This window comes from Geobacter pickeringii, assembly GCF_000817955.1.
In the GTDB taxonomy this organism is placed as follows: domain Bacteria; phylum Desulfobacterota; class Desulfuromonadia; order Geobacterales; family Geobacteraceae; genus Geobacter; species Geobacter pickeringii.
Genome location: NZ_CP009788.1, coordinates 2,530,230 through 2,543,873 on the forward strand (window position 1 = coordinate 2,530,230; position 13,644 = coordinate 2,543,873).

At 66.6% G+C, this 13,644-nt stretch carries 16 protein-coding genes; 11 read left to right on the top strand and 5 right to left on the bottom strand.

Translation table 11 applies throughout. The annotated features are described in order from the left end of the window. Window position 1 precedes the first annotated feature (1 nt). The 4 genes from GPICK_RS11380 to GPICK_RS11395 all read left to right on the top strand — a co-directional run bounded on the left by GPICK_RS11380 (window position 2) and on the right by GPICK_RS11395 (window position 4,249). On the top strand, window positions 2-391 hold the full coding sequence (locus GPICK_RS11380; RefSeq protein WP_201773195.1) for a 4Fe-4S dicluster domain-containing protein: 390 nt from the start codon (window positions 2-4) through the stop codon (window positions 389-391). Then, on the top strand, window positions 388-2,295 hold the full coding sequence (gene cooS, locus GPICK_RS11385; RefSeq protein ID WP_039743311.1) for an anaerobic carbon-monoxide dehydrogenase catalytic subunit: 1,908 nt from the start codon (window positions 388-390) through the stop codon (window positions 2,293-2,295). The genes GPICK_RS11380 and cooS overlap by 4 nt, the downstream gene beginning before the upstream one ends. A gap of 20 nt (window positions 2,296-2,315) precedes the next feature. Continuing rightward, a complete protein-coding gene (locus GPICK_RS11390) occupies window positions 2,316-3,185 on the top strand; it encodes an ATP-binding protein (protein WP_236685542.1) in 870 nt (289 codons plus the stop codon). 125 nt (window positions 3,186-3,310) lie between these two features. Next, complete coding sequence (locus GPICK_RS11395) at window positions 3,311-4,249, top strand: chemotaxis protein (RefSeq protein ID WP_039743313.1); 939 nt, start codon at window positions 3,311-3,313, stop codon at window positions 4,247-4,249. A gap of 88 nt (window positions 4,250-4,337) precedes the next feature. On the opposite strand, the gene GPICK_RS11400 is transcribed toward GPICK_RS11395, so the two are convergent. Both GPICK_RS11400 and GPICK_RS11405 read right to left on the bottom strand, forming a co-directional pair. Then, window positions 4,338-4,568, bottom strand: a complete 231-nt coding sequence (locus tag GPICK_RS11400) for a type II toxin-antitoxin system MqsA family antitoxin (RefSeq protein ID WP_039743315.1) — start codon at window positions 4,566-4,568, stop codon at window positions 4,338-4,340. A 3-nt stretch (window positions 4,569-4,571) separates the two neighbouring features. Beyond that, window positions 4,572-4,889 carry a DUF4258 domain-containing protein gene (locus GPICK_RS11405; protein ID WP_039743318.1) on the bottom strand — a complete coding sequence of 106 codons (318 nt, stop codon included), beginning with the start codon at window positions 4,887-4,889 and terminating at the stop codon, window positions 4,572-4,574. Between the two features lie 110 nt (window positions 4,890-4,999). Between GPICK_RS11405 and GPICK_RS11410 the strand changes: the two genes are divergently transcribed. Then, window positions 5,000-6,118, top strand: a complete 1,119-nt coding sequence (locus tag GPICK_RS11410; RefSeq protein ID WP_039745693.1) for a TIGR04283 family arsenosugar biosynthesis glycosyltransferase — start codon at window positions 5,000-5,002, stop codon at window positions 6,116-6,118. Between the two features lie 13 nt (window positions 6,119-6,131). Here the strand turns inward: GPICK_RS11410 and GPICK_RS11415 are convergent, their stop codons facing one another. Then, window positions 6,132-6,494 carry a hypothetical protein gene (locus tag GPICK_RS11415; RefSeq protein WP_039743321.1) on the bottom strand — a complete coding sequence of 121 codons (363 nt, stop codon included), beginning with the start codon at window positions 6,492-6,494 and terminating at the stop codon, window positions 6,132-6,134. A gap of 100 nt (window positions 6,495-6,594) precedes the next feature. Beyond that, window positions 6,595-7,491 (bottom strand): diacylglycerol/lipid kinase family protein, encoded by an 897-nt coding sequence (locus GPICK_RS11420; protein ID WP_084201428.1) that lies wholly within the window; start codon window positions 7,489-7,491, stop codon window positions 6,595-6,597. Between the two features lie 144 nt (window positions 7,492-7,635). On the opposite strand from GPICK_RS11420, the gene GPICK_RS11425 reads away from it, so the two are divergent. The 6 genes from GPICK_RS11425 to GPICK_RS11450 all read left to right on the top strand — a co-directional run bounded on the left by GPICK_RS11425 (window position 7,636) and on the right by GPICK_RS11450 (window position 12,934). Next, complete coding sequence (locus tag GPICK_RS11425) at window positions 7,636-8,091, top strand: hypothetical protein (RefSeq protein WP_039743326.1); 456 nt, start codon at window positions 7,636-7,638, stop codon at window positions 8,089-8,091. 257 nt (window positions 8,092-8,348) lie between these two features. Further along, complete coding sequence (locus tag GPICK_RS11430) at window positions 8,349-9,113, top strand: PEP-CTERM sorting domain-containing protein (protein ID WP_039743328.1); 765 nt, start codon at window positions 8,349-8,351, stop codon at window positions 9,111-9,113. A 260-nt stretch (window positions 9,114-9,373) separates the two neighbouring features. Then, window positions 9,374-10,360: an ABC transporter substrate-binding protein gene (locus tag GPICK_RS11435; RefSeq protein ID WP_236685543.1), complete on the top strand. Its 987-nt coding sequence runs from the start codon at window positions 9,374-9,376 to the stop codon at window positions 10,358-10,360. An 8-nt stretch (window positions 10,361-10,368) separates the two neighbouring features. After that, window positions 10,369-11,916: a sensor histidine kinase gene (locus GPICK_RS16705; protein ID WP_052263413.1), complete on the top strand. Its 1,548-nt coding sequence runs from the start codon at window positions 10,369-10,371 to the stop codon at window positions 11,914-11,916. A 1-nt stretch (window position 11,917) separates the two neighbouring features. Next, window positions 11,918-12,328 (top strand): response regulator transcription factor, encoded by a 411-nt coding sequence (locus GPICK_RS11445; RefSeq protein ID WP_052263414.1) that lies wholly within the window; start codon window positions 11,918-11,920, stop codon window positions 12,326-12,328. 6 nt (window positions 12,329-12,334) lie between these two features. Further along, window positions 12,335-12,934, top strand: a complete 600-nt coding sequence (locus GPICK_RS11450) for a hypothetical protein (protein WP_236685544.1) — start codon at window positions 12,335-12,337, stop codon at window positions 12,932-12,934. Between the two features lie 80 nt (window positions 12,935-13,014). On the opposite strand, the gene GPICK_RS11455 is transcribed toward GPICK_RS11450, so the two are convergent. After that, a complete protein-coding gene (locus tag GPICK_RS11455; RefSeq protein WP_039743334.1) occupies window positions 13,015-13,611 on the bottom strand; it encodes a transglutaminase-like domain-containing protein in 597 nt (198 codons plus the stop codon). Window positions 13,612-13,644: the final 33 nt, after the last annotated feature.

Consider the following 13,644-nt stretch of genomic DNA (forward strand, 5'->3'; position numbering starts at 1 on the left):
GATGCCGGTCCAGTGCCGGCAGTGCGAGGACGCCCCCTGCGCCTTCGCCTGCCCCACCGGGTCGATCCTCCAGGAGGAGGGGAAGGTCGGCATCCGGGAGAAGAACTGCGTCGGCTGCAAGGTCTGCGTGATGGTCTGCCCCTTCGGTGCCATCAGCGTCAAGGCCGAGGCGGAGACGGCCCCCGACGGGCGGACCAACCGGGGGGTGGCGCGCAAGTGCGACCTCTGCGCCGGCACCGGCCGGGAGGTGCCGGCCTGCATCGAGGCATGTCCCACCAAGGCCTTGAGCCTCGTCGATCTTGATGAATTCCGCCAGACCCTGCTGGAGGCGCGGGTGGCGGAACTGGCCCAATCCCACAGATATCTCACTCAGAGGAAGGTGAAACCATGACCATGAACCACTCCATCGATCCGGCCGTCGCAGCGCTGCTCCCCCTGGCGAAGAAGGAAGGGATTGCCACCGTCTGGGACCGCTACAAGGCGATGCAGCCCCAGTGCGGCTTCGGCCAGCTCGGGGTCTGCTGCCGCATCTGCTGGAAAGGCCCCTGCCGCATCGACCCCTTCGGCGACGGCCCCCAGCGGGGGATCTGCGGCGCCGACGCCGACACCATCGTGGCCCGCAACGTGATCCGGATGATCGCCAGCGGCGCGGCGTCCCATTCGGAGCACGGCCGGCACGTGGCCCTCGCCCTGCTGGGGGTGGCCGAAGGGAAGCTCCCCGACTACCGCATCCGGGACGAGGAGAAGCTGCGGGCCGTGGCCGCGAAGCTCGGCCTGGAGACCGACGGTAAGGAGATTCCCGCCATCGCCCGGGAGGTTGCCCTGGCGACGCTGGGGGATTTCCAGAACCAGGATCACGACACGCCGTGCACCTGGCTCGCCTCGACCCTGACGGAGAAGCGACTGGAGCGGCTCGCCGGGCTCCACGCGCTCCCCCACAACATCGACGCGGTGGTCACCCAGATCCTGGCCCGTACCCACGTGGGGTGCGACGCCGACCCCGCCAACCTGATCCTCGGCGGGGTGAAGGGGGCCCTGGCCGACTACGACGGCATGTGCCTCGCCACGGAGCTCTCCGACGTCCTCTTCGGCACCCCCCGGCCGGCAGTGACCGCCGCCAACCTCGGGGTCCTGAAGGAGGACGCGGTCAACATCGCGGTGCATGGCCACAACCCGCTGCTGAGCGAGGTGGTCTGCGACCTGGCCCTGCTGATGGATGACGAGGCGCGGCGGGCCGGGGCCGCGGGAGGGATCAACATCGTCGGCATCTGCTGCACCGGCAACGAGGTGATGGTCCGTCACGGCATCCCCCTGGCCACCAACTACCTCTCCCAGGAAATGGCGCTGGTGACCGGGGCGGTGGACGCCATGGTGGTGGACGTGCAGTGCATCATGCCGTCCGTCAGCGAGATCGGCGCCTGCTTCCACACCGAGATCATCACCACCATGGACGACAACCGGATTCCCGGCGCCACCCACGTGCGGTTCCGGGAGACGACCGCCGCCGAGAACGCCCGGGAGATCGTCTCTCTGGCCATCGCCGCCTTCCGGCGGCGCAACCCGCAGCGGGTCGTCATCCCCGACTTCAGGCAGACGGCGGTGGTGGGGTTCGGCACCGAGGCCATCGTGGGGGCCCTGGCCGCCCTGAACGCCGATGATCCCCTGAAGCCCCTCATCGACAGCATCGCCAACGGCAGCATCCGGGGAATCGCCCTCTTCGCGGGGTGCAACAACACCCGGACCACCCAGGACAGCAGCTTCGTGACCATGGCGAAGAAGCTCGCCCGGAACAACGTCCTGCTGCTCGCCACCGGCTGCGGCGCCGGCTCCTTTGCCAAGCACGGGCTCATGACCCAGGAGGCGACCGAAGAGCATGCCGGCGACTCCCTCAAGGGGGTGCTGACGGCGGTGGGGACGGCGGCCGGCCTCGGCGGACCGCTGCCGCTGGTGCTCCACATGGGCTCCTGCGTCGACAACAGCCGGGCGGTGGAGGTGGCGGTGGCGGTGGCCAACCGGCTGGGGGTCGACCTGGACCAGCTCCCCCTGGTGGCCTCGGCGCCGGAGGCGATGTCCGAGAAGGCGGTCGCCATCGGCACCTGGAGCGTAGCCCTCGGCATCCCGACCCACCTGGGGACCATGCCGCAGGTGACCGGCTCCCCGGCGGTGACCGAGTTGCTGACCGAGACGGCCAAGGATCTCCTGGGCGGCTACTTCATGGTGGAGCTCGACCCCGACAAGGCCGCGGACCGGCTCCTGGCGGTGATCGACGAGCGGCGGCAGGGTTTGGGTATCTGAGAGGAAAGGAGAAATAGCTCATGTGCGACGGACATCACGGGCACCATCACCATCACGACGGTGCCGCAGCAACGGGAAAAGGGATCAGGATCGCCATCACGGGGAAAGGGGGGGTCGGCAAGACGACCCTCGCCGGGATGCTGGCCCGCGCCTTCGCGGCGGAGGGGCGGCGGGTGCTGGCCATCGACGCCGACCCGGACGCCAACCTCGCATCGGCCCTGGGGGTCCCCGCGGAGGCGGGGGCCCGCCTCACCCCCATCTCGAAGATGAAGGAGTTGGCCCGGGAACGGACCGGCGCGGGGGAGGGGGAGGGTTCGCTCTTCAGGCTCAATCCGACGGTGAGCGACCTGCCCGAGCGGTACGGCGTGGAGCACGAAGGGGTGCGGCTCCTGCAGATGGGGACCGTGGAGCAGGGAGGGAGCGGCTGCGTCTGCCCCGAGCACACCCTCGTCAAGCGGCTCATGAAGCATCTCCTGCTGGAGCGGGACGACGTGGTGATCATGGACATGGAGGCCGGCATCGAGCACCTGGGACGGGGGACGGCGGAATCGGTCGATGCGCTCGTCATCGTGGTGGAGCCGGGGCAGCGGAGCATGCAGACCGCCCGGCAGATCACCGCCCTGGCCGGTGACATCGGCATCGGCAACGTCTTCCTCGTGGGGAGCAAGATCCGTGACGACGCCGACTGCCGCTTCATCTCCGCCGCCATGCCGCCGGCCTCCCTGCTCGGCTTCATCTCCCTGAGCGACGAGATCCGGGCGGCGGACCGGGACGGGGCATCCCCCTTCGACTGCGACGGGAAGGCCCGTTCCGAAGCCCTGGCGATCAAGGATGCCCTCACCGTCGAAATCGGGGGGCGTGGCTCGTGCCGCTCTGCTTCCCCCCGGTGAGGGAGAACCCGCCGGAACCGTTTCTGCGGAGCGGCGGCTCGAAACCCTAAAGTTTTCACGATCATCGCCGATACGCTAACTATGCCTTCGGACCGAGGGCCCATCAACCCGCGAGGTATCGGCACATGGCTGACAACAGAATACTCCTGGAGAGCGGTACCAACGAGCTGGAGATCGTGGAGTTCATGCTCAACGAGCAGAACGAGCGGGGGGAGACGATCCCGTCCCATTTCGGCGTCAACGTCGCCAAGGTGCGGGAGATCATCCGCAAACCGCAGATGTGGAAGGTTCCCAACGCCCACCCCGCCATCGCCGGGATGATGAAGCTGCGGGACAAGGTGATCACGGTGGTGGAGCTGGCCACCGTCCTCGGCAAGAGCATGGAGGTCCTCCCCGCCGAGCGGGTGGTGGTCCTCGAATTCAACCGGATGATCGTGGGGGTGCTGGTGAACGACGTCTCCCGCATCTACCGCATCTCCTGGGAGCAGGTGGAGCCGCCGGTGCGGGCCATCGAGTCGGCCTACGTCACCGGCGTCGTGAAGATGGATGACCGGATCATCCTGATCCTCGACTTCGAGAAGATCCTCGGCGAGATCTGTTCGGAAAACATCCTCCACGAAGTGAACGAGAGCCAGCTCCTGGAGGCGCCGGCCCTGGACCGGAGCCGGCACCGGATCCTGGTGGCCGACGACTCCTCCTTCATCCGCAGCAGCATCTGCTCCACCCTCCGGGGGGCCGGCTACCTCGTGGAGGAAGCGGAGAACGGCGAAGAGGCGTGGCAGATGATCTCGGCGAAGCTCGACCGCTGCCGCACCGCCGGCACCGACCTCAAGCGCGAGCTGGACCTCCTCATAACCGACGTGGAGATGCCGAAGATGGACGGTCTCCACCTCACCACCCTGGTCAAGAAGGACGACATCCTGAAGGAGCTGCCGGTGCTGATCTTCTCCTCCCTGGCCACCGACGACAACCGGCGGAAGTGGAAGGACCTGGGAGCGCTCGACATCGTCACCAAGCCCGACCTGCCGAACCTGGTGAAGATCGCCGACAGCATCATGAACTGATCGGCGCTTTTCTGCTTAATGGACGTGAAAAGGCCCCGGGGGATAACCCTCGGGGCCTTTTCACGTTCCGACCTGAGGGAAAAAGGAATCAGGCGGCCTTGCCGTACTCGACGAGCCCCATGCTGATGCCGTCGCGCTCGACGCGCTCGACAACCCGCTCCACCTTCCTCACCACGTCCATCTCGACGAAATCATCGCCGCACTGGTCGCACACAAGGGCGGGGACATGGGTAACGACGATTACGTTACCATCGTCAAGAGTGAAGGGGAGATTGGTCGTTCCCGGCACCATTTTCCCTTTGCAGAGCGGGCACTTCATGGCTTATCTCCTTTGGGTGAAGCCTTCTTCCCAATCGGCGGGAGTCGGCTCGTAAACGGTTATGATCCAGAGCATCTGTTCATCCTGGTCGATGGCGACCACCGCATGGAGCGTCCTTCCTCCGGCGGTATGGCCCAGGACCAGACCGCTCGGCAAGGGCCGGTCGGTGGGATAACCCTCGACCAGTTCGCAGAAAAGGAGCGCTTCCTTCAGTTCATCGACAGCAATCCGGCGCTGATGCATCCTCAGGATAGAGTGGCGCTTGAGCGCCATCTTGTCGGATGCGGCCAGCGAACGGATGGTTGATATATTGAACGGCATACAATGTCTGTATAGCGACAAAACAAAGTGTGTCAAGAAAAAACGGCAAATGTCTTGATGCGCCCTCTCAAGGTGCTATGATGCCTGAAAACGCCACTCTCCGGACGACCATGCCCTCGCGATCCGAAGCACCCCACATCTCCGTCATCGTCCCGGTCCTCAACGAGGCGCCGGCCGTGGCCCCCCTCCTCGGCACCCTCGCCGCCCAGCGGGGAGTGACGCTGGAGCTGGTGATCGCCGACGGCGGCTCGGACGACGGCACCGTGGCCGCGGTCCGCGCCCTGGCGGCGGAGGTCCCGTTTCCGGTCACCGTCGTCACGGCCGGCCGGGGGCGGGGGCGGCAGATGAACGCGGGATGCCGCGCCTCCCGGTCCGGCACCCTCCTCTTCCTCCACGCCGACTGCGCCTTCCCCGATCCCCGGGCGCTGCTCACGGCGCGGGAGAGCCTGGAGACCGCCATCGCCCGCCGGGGGGACGGGCGGGTCGCCGGCCACTTCCGCCTCCGCTTCGCGCGCAGCGACGCGGCTCCCGCGCTGCCGTGGCACTTCTACGAATGGAAGGCGCGGCTCCATCGCGCCGGCTGCACCCACGGCGACCAGGGGCTCCTCATCCGGCGCTCCTTCTTCGAGGAAGCCGGCCCCTTCGACGAGTCGCTGCCGATCCTGGAAGACGTGGCGCTGGCAGCCCGCGTCGCCGCGGCGGGGGAGTGGCTCCTGCTGCCGGGGGAGATCGTCACCTCGGCCCGGCGCTTCGAGGTGGAGGGGGTGCGGGAGCGCCAGACCGTCAACGCCCTGCTCATGAACTTCGCCCACATCGGCTGGAGCGACGGGGTGGCGGAGCTGGTGGCGGGATACCGGCTCCAGGGGGGAGCCGAGCGCCTCCACCTTGCCCCGATCCTGCGCCGCATCGACGGGCTCCTGCGCCGGCTTCCGCGTGCGGAGCGGCGCCGGCTCTGGCATGCCACGGGGGGGTACGTGCGGGGTAACGCCTGGCAGCTCCCCTTCGCTCTCGACGCCCGGCGCCATTTCCGGGCCGGCGACCCGCCGGGGAGCGGGGAAGCGACCCTCCTCGCCCTCCACGACCGGTTCTTCGACCGGCTCACCGACAATCGGGGGGGGACGGCCGCGGCGGCGCTCCTCACCTGGCTCTGGTTCCGGCTCTCCCTCCGGCGGGAGCGCCCGGACGAAAAAAAACGGGCGGAGGATCTCCCCCGCCCGTCGGTGCGCTGAATCCGGCGACGCCTTACGGCTTCGCCTCTTTCATCGGTTTGCCGCAGGCACACTTGCCGGCGGACTGGGCCGTGCTGCCGCAGCCGCACCCTGCGCAGCCGCAGGCATACTTGCCGACGGTCTTGAACTCCCGTTCCCTGCCGTCCAGCGTCACGACGACCTTCCCCTTCTCGACGCCGGTCACCCGCGCCTTCACCATATCCTTGCCGCAGGTGCATCTCCCGGCCTTCTTCGCGATCTCGCCGCAGGGGCATTTCTCGCCGCAGTTGCAGACGTAGATTTCATCCCCCGCCTTGATTGCGCCGCCGCCGGCCAGGGCACCCGCCGCCATGCCGAGGCAGAGTGCCGCGACGAGCGCCATAACAAATTTCTTCATTCCGTCATCCTCCTCTCTTGTTTTCCGGTTGCCGCCCGAAAGGGAGCCCCCCTAGTTTTCATATCGGTTCCCCCGGCCGATTCTTGAGCACAGGCCCCCATCACACCACGAGGCGCGCAAAGCCGGGAAGCGACGAGATCCGCACCGGGCCGTGGCAGACGAAATCGCCGTCCACCTGCACCGGCTTGTTGCCGCCGATCTCCACCTCCGCGGCGTGGAAGAGAGAGACGCCGCTCCCCCGGGCCCCCCGCCCCGCCACCACGTTGAGGGCAAGGCGGAGGTAGTCGCGCCGCCGGCTCCCGCCGAGGCAGACCACGCCGAACTCCGGCCCGAAGAGGTTCGCGCCGGGGGCCAGGAGATGGTTGCCGCCGTAGCGTGCGGCATTGCAGACCACGACGCTGTGACAGAGGCGGCGCTCCCCTCCCGCCGTCACCGCCATGCTCTTCGTCTCCCAGGCGGCGAAGGTCCGCAGGGCCGACAGGAGGTATGCCGCCGCGCCGAAGCGCCGCTTTTCTCCCCCCCGCACCCCTTCCACCACCAGGCCGTCGAAGCCGACCCCTGCCATGAGGAAAAAGCGGCGGCGCACGCCGAATCCCTCCAGGAGCCCCACCGTCAGGGGGCGGGTTTCTCCGCGGATGATGCGCCGCGCCGCCTCCTCGGCGGAGCCGATGCCGAGCTCCCGCGCCAGGACGTTGGAGGTACCGAGGGGAAGAAACGCCACGGTCGCCCTCCCCGGTTCGAGGCCGTTGATGACCCCGTTCACCGTCCCGTCCCCCCCGGCGGCAATGATGAGGGGGGACGGCTCCCGGGCGCAGATGCGGGCGGCAAAGGCCGCGGCATCGTCGGGACCCGCCGTGGGGAGGACCAGGGGGTCGAGCCCCCCCTCCCGCAGGGTCGCCACCACCCGGCCGACCACCTTTTCCGAATAGCTTCCCGATGTGGGGTTGATGATGATCGAACAGCGGGTCGACACCGGCGTACTCCTTACCCTGGACATCCCCTCCGCGGAGAGGGAAGCGGCGAGTATAGCACCGCGTCTTCCCCGCAGACCAGATTTTTCCGGAACGTGTCAACGGCCGACCGCCCCTTTCCGTTTAAGACAGCGAGGACCATCGGCAGCTACGACGAAAGGAGAGAGATCATGAGAAAGGTGAAACTGGCGATTGCGGCGGCCACGGCCCTGGCGGCCCTGGCGGGGCTGCAGCAGGGAGCCTCGGCGGAGACGACGCCGGCAGACGCCCCGGCAATGGGGCACGGGAAGATGGGACGCCACGAAAAGATGCAGATGATGGACCCGGCGGAGCGGCTCCAGCGAATGACCAGGCACCTCGGGCTCACCGACGATCAGAAGGCGAAGATCCAGCCGATCCTGGAAGAAGAGGCGAAGGAGCTCAAGGCGCTGCGGGACGACACCTCCCTTTCCCGCAGCCAGAAGCGGGACAAGCTGCATGAAATCCGCACCCGCTGCCACGACCGGATCCGGGAGATGCTCACCCCCGAGCAACAGAAGAAAATGGACGAAATGCGTGAGAAGGCCCGGGAGCGCGGGGAGCAGAAGAAGGCCCCCATGAAGGCGCCGCCGGAAAAGCAGCAGTAACGAGCAGCAACAGAACACATCATTGCCTCCTTCATTGGGTCGCCGACAAGGCGGCCCCTTTTTTTCGTCCCGCCCCCCCTCTGAGGATGACAACGTAAAGCGGAGCGACATACAACGTCGACAAATCTTACAAAACGACCCTCCTTGTGCGGCAATAGCGGCAAATTCCCTCTGATTCCGGCCCATGTCACCCGGGCATCAACATTGCAAAACACCAATTATTGCAATCCAATACTTGCCGCGAAAGGAGACTCGCCATGAGATGCGCAGGGAGCTTAGCAGCAGTCCTGACTCTGGCCTTCACTACCGCCGCCGGGGCCGCAAGCTTCATCAACGGAGGATTCGAGTTGGGAGACTTCAACGGCTGGACAAAGGGGGGCGGGGCCTATTACGGTTACTACTCTCCCTCCGGGGACCCCGGCAAATCGGCGGTGGTAACGGCTGCCCCCGACCCGCGTACCGGCGGAGCCTTGAATTCGGTCTACCAGGGCACCTATTCCGCACGGGTCAACAACTATGATCCAAACTATCACTACTCCACCCTCACCCAGCAGGTACTGGGCTGGAGCGATCCGAGCATCTACTTCGCCTGGGCGGCGGTCATCGAGGACCCGGGCCACCCCAACCCCGGCCATGTGCGGGTAACGCTCCACGACGACACCGCCAACACCTCCCTCTATGACGTGTACGTGGATTACTACAACCAGAGCCAGTTGCCGGGCGGCGGCGCAGCGTGGCATACCGCCACTTCCGGCTGGTCGACCTGGGGCTACAGCGACTGGCAGATCGCCAACCTGGACACCTCGGGGGTCCTCGGCCACAACCTGACCCTGACCGTCCTCGCCTCCGACTGCGCCTACGGCGGCCACGGCGGCTACGCCTACTTCGACGGCTTCGGCGCCGCCCCCCCGCCGCCGGGACCGGGACCGGGCCCCGCCCCCGTTCCCGAGCCGTCCACCTTCCTGCTCCTGGGAGCCGGCCTGGCCGTGGCGGCATGTCTGCGCAAACGCGCCCGGAGCTGAACGCAGAACCCGGGCAACACACCAGGGGAAAGCTCCACGGGGCTTTCCCCTTTTTCATTCCCGCTCCCGAGCCGCCCACGCCATTGGTTGCATTCCGATGTCCGCCGATTATACTTGTTCATTAAGGGAGTGACGTTCCCCGGACAACTGGCAGTACCCCCCCGGAACTGCCGGACGGACGCGCTCTTCACGCTCCCGCCTTCCCATTCCGATTCCGATTTCGCCACGAGGATACGATGCCCAGCTCTCGGACCGCTCCCGTGATCATTTTTGCCCTGACGGCAATCGTGGGTGCCGCCCTCGCTTTTTTTCTCCAGCCACGGAAGCACCCCGCTCCCCCTCCCGCGACGGTGCGGTTCGCCGTCGCCTCCCTCATCGACTCGGCGCCGGTGTTCGTCGCCCAGCAGAAGGGGCTGTTCCGGAGCGAGGGGGTGGCAGTGAAGATCATCCCGTACACCTCGGGGAAGGAGTGTCTCGATGCCCTCCTGCGCGGCGAAGCCGATCTGGCCACTGGCGCCGACCTGCCGCTGGCGATCCTGGCCATGCGCAAGGAGAAGATCAGCGTCATTGCCTCCCTCAGCAGCAATACCCGGGAAAACAGCATCGTGGCCCGGATCGACCGAGGAATTGCCCGGCCGGAAGACCTGCGCGGGAAACGGATCGGCGTAACCCTCGGCACATCGGCGGAGTTCATGCTCGACGAGTTCCTGCTCCTCCACGGCATCCCGCACACGGCGGTGACCATGGTGAATCTTCCGCCGAACGCCATGGTGGAGGCGCTTGCCGGAGGAGCGGTGGATGCCGTCGCCACCTGGACACCGCACACGGAAAACCTGCAGGAGCGGCTGGCGGGGAACAGCGTCTATTTCGACGCGGGCGAAACGTACCGGATGTACTGGGGCGTTGCTGCCTCCGCCGGGCCGGCGGCAGCAACGTCGACCGCACTGAAAGGAGTTCTCAGGGCCCTCGTCCGGGCCAATGACACTATAGGGAAGCATCCCGCGGAGGCCCAGCAGATCGTGGCGGGGAACGTCGGACTCTCCCCCGCCAAGCTCCGACAGCTCTGGTCGAACTATGACTTCGACCTCACCCTCGACCAGGCGTTCGCCCTCACTCTGGAAAGAGAGGCGCGATGGATCATCACGCATAACAAGCTCTCGAACGCGGAAGTTCCGGACCTTGCTGACATCCTTTACGCCGATCCCCTGTCGGGCGTCAGGCCCGAAGCGGTGACGCTGATCCGATAGAGTCTGCCATGACGATCAGAGCCCGCCTCATCACCATCGCCCTCCTCCCCATGCTCCTGGCCCTGCTGGCCGGCCTTTGCCACGTGCTGATGGCAGGGCGGATCCAGGAACAGCGGCGGGATACCGACATGGCCAACCGGATTGCCCGGGAGGTGTTCGAGCTCAATTTCCTTACCGACCGGTATCTGATCTATGGCGGGAAAGCGCTCAAAAACCAGTGGTTCGCAAAGCACGGCAGGCTGGGGACGCTTCTGGCCGAGGTCCGCTTCAGGGATGAACCGGCACGGAAGCTCCTGCTGAAGCTGCGGACGGCGCACGGCGAAATGGAGACGATATTCGCCCTGCTGATCTCCGATCGCGGGCATGCTGCACGGGAGAGCGGGGACACCCTTCTGCAAGAGCAAGAGGAACGGTTCTCCGGGATTCTGCTCATCAAGGCCCACGAGATGTTCGCCGCCGCCTCGTCGCTTGCCGGCAACAGCAGACAGGCGACGATCCTTCTTCGGGACCGGTTCGAAACTACCCTCGTCTTGGCGCTCGCCGTTCTTGCCGTCATCGTCGCCATCGCGTCCTTTGCCGGCAGCAGGCGGATCATGGATGCCATCGACACCCTCCTGAAGGGGACCGAAACCGTCGCCACCGGCAATCTCGACCATCGGGTGGGACCGGTGAGCCGGGATGAGCTGGGAAAGCTGGCGGCCGCCTTCGACGCGATGACGGAGCGCCTGCAGAAGGCCATGGCTGCCCAGACGGCGACGGTGAGGGAACTCCGGCAGGAGGTCGCCCAGCGGCAGGAGGCGGAGGAGACGCTCCATGCGGAAACCCTCGAACGGATCAGGGCTGTGGAGGAGCTGCGGGAAAAGGAGCGGCTGCTGATGCAGCAAGGCCGCCTCGCCGCCCTGGGGGAGATGATCGGCAACATCGCCCACCAGTGGCGGCAGCCGCTGAACACCCTCGGGCTCCTCGTCCAGCAGTTGCCCCTGATGCAGGAAGAGGGGGAGCTGAACGGGGAGGTCCTCGACGCCACCGTCGCCCAGGCGATGGAGGTGATCTGCCACATGTCCCGCACCATCGACGACTTCCGCCACTTTTTCCGCCCCGACAAGGAGAAGGTGGAGTTCCCCCTGAACCAGATGGTGGCCCGGGCCGTGGCGCTCGTCGAGGACAATTACCGGGAGCAGCGGATCGCCCTCGACGTCGATGCCGCCGGGGACCCACGCATCATCGGCTACCCGAACGAATACTCGCAGGTGCTGCTCAACATCCTGCTCAACGCCCGCGACGCCTTCGAGGCGAGCCCCCACGACCACCCCCGGGTCGTGATCCGGGTGGGGACGGAAAACGGGCGGAGCGTCGTGACGATTACCGACAACGCCGGCGGGATCGGCGAGGCGATCATGCCGAGGATTTTCGATCCCTATTTCACCACCAAGGATCAGGACCGGGGAACCGGGGTCGGCCTGTTCCTGTCGAAAACCATCATCGAGAAGAACATGCACGGCCGCCTGACCGCGCGCAACACCGGAGACGGCGCCGAATTCCGGATAGAGGTCTGAGATGGAGCACCGCAAAGAAGTTCCGCAGCCAGTCACCATCCTGTACGCGGAAGACGATCCCGTCGCCCGCAGCATCATGGAAACCATGATCACCCGCAGGTTTCCCGCCGTCACCCTTTTGGCCGCCGAGAACGGCCACGTGGGGCTGGAGCTGTTCCGGCAGCACCGGCCCGAGATCGTCATCACCGACATCAACATGCCGATCCTCGACGGTATCCGGATGGCGCGGGAGATCAAGAACCTGGCCCCCGCCACGATCGTCGTGGTGACCAGCGCCTACAACGAGACGTTCCACCAGGGGATGGCCCGCGATATCGGCATCGACCACTACGTGCTGAAGCCGATCAACTTCAGGGAACTGCTCGCGCTGATCGACCGCTGCATCGGGGGGAGTGAGCCGGAAGGAGCATAGCGTAACGTGCCGCGACTGACGGATGCCGGAGGGAAAGCGATGCCGTTGGGGATGATCGGACGCCTGGCGCTGGCCGGGGCCCTGCTGGTTATGGGGGGGTGCAGCACGCTGCTGCCGAGCTCGAAGGAGACCGTCGAGTCTCCGTGGAAGAGTTTTGACGAGGCGAAGTCCGCCTATGAGAAGATCATTCCCGGGATCACCACGATGGCGGACCTCAAGTCGCTCGGGTTCGACCCCGTCGCCTCCCCCAACCTGCAGATCCTCACCTATCTCGACATCGCCGGCACGGTCCAGTCGATCCCCCTCGACAAGCTCGACGAGGGGCTCCAGGAGTGCCTCCGGGCCCGCATCAACTGCCGCGCCTACGTCTTCGAGCCCAAGCGCCTCCACACCAGGCGGATCGGCAACTTCTGGCTCGATTTCTTCAATTTCCGGCGCATCTCCTCCGAGACCGGCTGGCGCTTCAAGGCACTGCTCGTCCTGGTGGACGGCCATGTGACCTACAAGCTCTGGAGCGGCGCCCCCCACATCGATGAGATGCGGGACCAGCGCAACCCCCTCGGGCCGTTCCAGGGGGCCCACGACCTGCTCTTTCGCCTCCTCTGACGGAGCCGGACCAAGGCTTCACCATTGCATTCAAGCTGCCATCGTCCCCCGTTCACCCCTGTCTCTCTCCCGCCACCCCGTCACATCGGACCGAAGCGTGCCCGCCGGTCATCGGGGAGCGCCGCGCGAAGGCTCTCCAGATCCCGGGCCCGGGCATAGGCATCGACAACGAGCGGAAGCGGCCGGGGATAGTTTTCCGCCAGGAAATATTCCCCCTCCCGCCGGGGAAGGTAGGCGAGGCTCTCGCCGGGGGGGGCGAAGACCGTGTTCACGCGGGCGTTGTTTCCCCGGGCGTCGGCCCGTACCCAGCCGAACTCATGGAGGCGGATCGTGTTGAAGCCGTGGAGGCAGAAGCCGGAGACCGCCCCCTGCGAGGCGAGCCGGACGTAGCCGAACCCTGCGGGGATGCCGTTCGCCCGCAGGAGCGCCGCCAGCAGATGGCTCTTGGCGAAGCAGAGGCCGGTGCGGGCCGCCAGCACCGCGGAGGCCGCCAGCGGCATCGCCGCGGTCTCGATGTCGTTGCTGTGGCGGATCTCGTCGCGGACGAAGGCGAAGCAGGCCGCCGCCGTCTCCGTGTCGGTGTCCGTGGAGAGGCGCCGGGCGAGCTCCCGCACCGCCGGGGTCTGCCAGTCGACGAGGGGGGAGTGTTCGAGGTAGGGGGTGAGTTCGTCAGCCATGGTCGTACCTCGGAAGGACGTGCCCCGTCTGTT